General features: G+C 40.0%; 2 protein-coding genes. Both read right to left on the bottom strand.

The window, feature by feature from the left end; all coding sequences use genetic code 11:
* Positions 1–1140 (bottom strand): sigma-54-dependent transcriptional regulator (locus tag ACFVSH_RS23905; RefSeq protein ID WP_387708216.1); only part of this gene is annotated, 1140 nt, incomplete at its 3' end.
* A 19-nt stretch (positions 1141–1159) separates the two neighbouring features.
* Positions 1160–3133, bottom strand: a complete 1974-nt coding sequence (locus ACFVSH_RS23900; RefSeq protein WP_387708214.1) for a transporter substrate-binding domain-containing protein — start codon at positions 3131–3133, stop codon at positions 1160–1162.
* Positions 3134–3851 lie beyond the last annotated feature (718 nt).

Below are 3851 nucleotides of genomic sequence, written 5' to 3'. Positions count from 1 at the left end.
AGCTTTCTGTATATAAGATTCATTCGTAAGCGCAATGGCCCTTTCAATCACGTTCTGGAGTTCCCGAATATTTCCTGGGAAGTCATATTGCTGTAAAAGCTGCAGCGCTTCATGGGAAATTCCTTCTACAGGCTTTCCCATTCTATCACCGATTTTGGCAATGAAAAATTCCAACAACAACGGTATGTCTTCTTTTCGTTCACGTAAAGCAGGAAGGTGAATCGGAATCACATTTAATCTGTAATATAAATCTTCACGAAATCGATTTTCTTTTACTTCTTTGACCAAGTCTCTGTTTGTCGCAGCAATGATACGGACATCGATGCTGACTTCTTCCATCCCTCCAACGGGCATTACCTTTCTCTCTTGTAGAACGCGCAAAATTTTCCCTTGCAGCGCCAAATCCATCTCACCGATTTCGTCAAGAAAGATTGTTCCTCCTTCCGCCAACACAAAAAGTCCATATTTCCGCTGTGTCGCCCCTGTAAATGCTCCCTTTTCGTATCCAAATAATTCTGATTCCAACAGGTGAGTCGGAATGGCGGCACAATTAATAGCCTGAAACTTTTTGTTTCTGCGCTTGCTTTGATTATGGATCGTTCTGGCGACAACTTCTTTGCCGGTTCCACTTTCCCCTTCTATGAGAATGTTAGAATCGATATCCTTCACTTTCTCGATTAGGGAAAATATTTTGCGCATTGACAAACTTTCACCGATAAGGCCGTTCACTCCTGCCACCTTATCCAATTCTTCACTCAGCCATTTCACTTTGGACTGAAGCGTATACACTTCTTCTGCTTTTTGCATCAGCACTTCCAATTCATCAATATGAAGAGGCTTTGTTGCATATGAAAACGCCCCCTTACGCATTGCTTCCACGGAAGATGGAATGGTACCATAGGCCGTCATCATGATGACGACTGTCGAGGGGGAGAGGCGCTTGATTTCTTCTAACACTTCCATCCCATTGTATTCCCCGATTTTCAAATCCAGCAAAACGATGGCGATTTCCGCTCTTTCGAGAAGTGGAAGCGCTTCACGTGGGTCTGTAAACGAATAAACATGATACTGGTCTTCCAATGCAAACGTTAGTGACTGACAAATGGTTGGCTCATCATCAATAATCATGATATCGTACATCGTCTTCACCCTTTCTGTATTAATGCCGTAAACAAATGGTCACTACTGTACCTTTTCCTGCTTCACTTCTTGTCTCAATAGTACCATCGTTTTCTTTGACAAGCTGATATGAAATAGAAAGACCAAGCCCGACCCCGTTCGGTTTCCTGGTGTAAAACGGTTCAAAGATCTTATCAATGTCTTCTTCCGAAATGCCGATGCCTTCATCCTCGATTTCAACGACAGTGAACATATCCCGATAATATGCCCGAAAAATAAGGGTTCCCCCTATATTGGACGCCTGAATGGCATTAAGAATGACGTTCACCAGCACTTGTTTGATCTGCTGTGTATCTGCAGTTGCCTGAATGTCTCCGGCGAACTCACGAACAATACGCAGGTTTTTTTCTTTGATTTTCGGCTTAAGCAATAGCTCAATCCCTTCCATGGTCTCATTCAGCGAAAACGTGACAGGTTCTGATTTTTTAGGGCGGGAATAATCGAGCAAATCGTTAATTAATGTATTAAGTCTGGTAATTTCACTAGTGACCTGTTCGGAAAAGAATGTACGGAAATCTGCGCTTGCAAATTTTTTCGGCAGTAATTGTGTATAGGTAAGGATTGATGTTAACGGATTTCTTATCTCATGTGCGATACCCGCCACAAGTTGTCCCAATGAACGCAAGCGATCATCCTGAGCCACTTTTCTCTCCAGCTGTTTTTGTTCCGTAATATCGAAAAAATTCAACACCGCACCTACATTTTCTCCCCCAATAGTCTGAATTGGATACACGCTGTAAGTAATATACCTTTTTTGGCCCGCATTCGGAGACCACAGCGTTTCCTTTTGCAAGAAAACTCTCTTTCTTTCTAACGCAGCCTTAATCTCCTTTTCCGGGATGAAACTGGTAATGGGCAGATCCTGAAAAGGTTTTCTAACAACATTACCGTCCAACTCCAAATAATCCATAGCCCTGACATTGATCATTGATACAAGACCTTGCTGATTCAGTGTAATAAGCGAACTGTAGGCACTGTTTAATACTTGTTGCTGAAAATGAATGTTTTCCTCAAGTAGCAGCATCTTCTCTTCCAAGTCTTTATTCACGTGCTCAATTTGCTCGGTTCGCTTAGCTACTTCTCGTTTAAGGCTGAGATTCCACCATAAGATGAGAGAAATTACAATGAAGGTAATAAAAAGACCAATTTCCAAATACAACAGCGTTTTGCGTAGTCGTTGAGTATTCGGCAGGATATATTCCCCGAACCACTTTTTCTCTATCTTTTCATACGTCCCATCTTTCTTGATTTGGGAAATTGCCTGATTGAATAGTGTCAGCAACTCTTTATTTTTTGGCATCACAGCTACAGCATAATTTGTGGTGTCAAGTGATTCACCGACAATCTTAATGAGTGATTGCTGCTCATTTTTCTGTAGAAAATATTGACCCGTAATCCGATTTCCAATGAAAGCATCCACTTTTCCGTCGATCAGCGACTGAACGGCTTCTTGTTGATTATTAGTTTCCACCAATTGTAATCGGTCTACTTTACTTAATAGACCGCTTGCAACATCACCTTTTTGTACAGCTACCTTCCGGCCTTTGAGATCTTCTATTTTTCGGATATACATGTTATCTTTCAACACAAAAATCCCTTGTGAACTTGTGAAATACGGAGCTGAAAAATCATAAATCTCTTCACGTTCCTGATTGTACTTCATGCCTTGAATTGCATCCACCCTACCAGAGCGCATAGCTTGTACTGCCTCGTTCCACGGCATAGGATAGTATTCGAACCTAATTCCAGTCTCGATGGAAATGGCGTTCATTATATCTACATTAAAACCGGTATAAACGCCCGAATCGCTCAAGTATTCGAAAGGTGGAAAGTTATTATCCCCTGCAACCCGTATCACTTTTTGGGCTTCCGAATGCACCGCAAAAGGAAAGAAACAGCCAAAGAAGAAAAGGAAGACGGCTATAACGGCACAGATAATATGTAACTTTCTCATCGCCTCACCCCTTTTTTCCATATATACAGTTTTGTTTCATTAATGTGCATATTTACAATGTACAAAGACTCTATCATGATAACTTTTTAAAGTATATAAGAAAAGCTAAAGTGCATTTCATAACACCATACATGGCAGAAAGTCGAATTACAATATATTTTTTTGAATAGCAAATGGATTGTAGATAATGTTCATTTATTCGGAAAAAAAAGGAATCCTATTAACTTTTTGATTTCAAGAATTTTATTCCGTTCAGAACTTGCGTAAAGAGCAATTGTGTTTTCGCCGTTCGCAAACTGTTTTCTCGCTGAAACAAACATTGAAACTGACTTTTTTACAAAGAAATCGCAACGTTCGTTTAAGCGTACTTTTACGAACGGTGCGAGTATTTCCCCTATGCCCTTCGATTTAAAGGGAAATCCATATCCATTGGGGTGTAAGGGCATTTAAACTTCAATGAATATTCTTACTTTTTTGAAGCTCTCCTGGGACGAGTAATATCACCCTTTTAGCAAACATGGCTTCGGGAAAAAACACGAGCCCCTAAAAATGGATATTTTTAAAGTGTAACCCTTGATATTAAACCTTTTTGAATTTTATTATATTTAACATGATCTTTTATCCAAATTAAAGAGCCAATCGATAACCGATTGACTCTTTATATATTTGGAATATATTTATTGATTACCTTTTTTGACCCATTCCGCAACTGTAACTG

The sequence above is a fragment of the Peribacillus sp. NPDC058002 genome, from assembly GCF_042886655.1.
Taxonomy (GTDB): domain Bacteria; phylum Bacillota; class Bacilli; order Bacillales; family DSM-1321; genus Peribacillus; species Peribacillus aracenensis.
The sequence above is the reverse complement of the archived record's forward strand: the minus strand, read 5'-3'. Positions and strand labels throughout refer to the sequence as shown.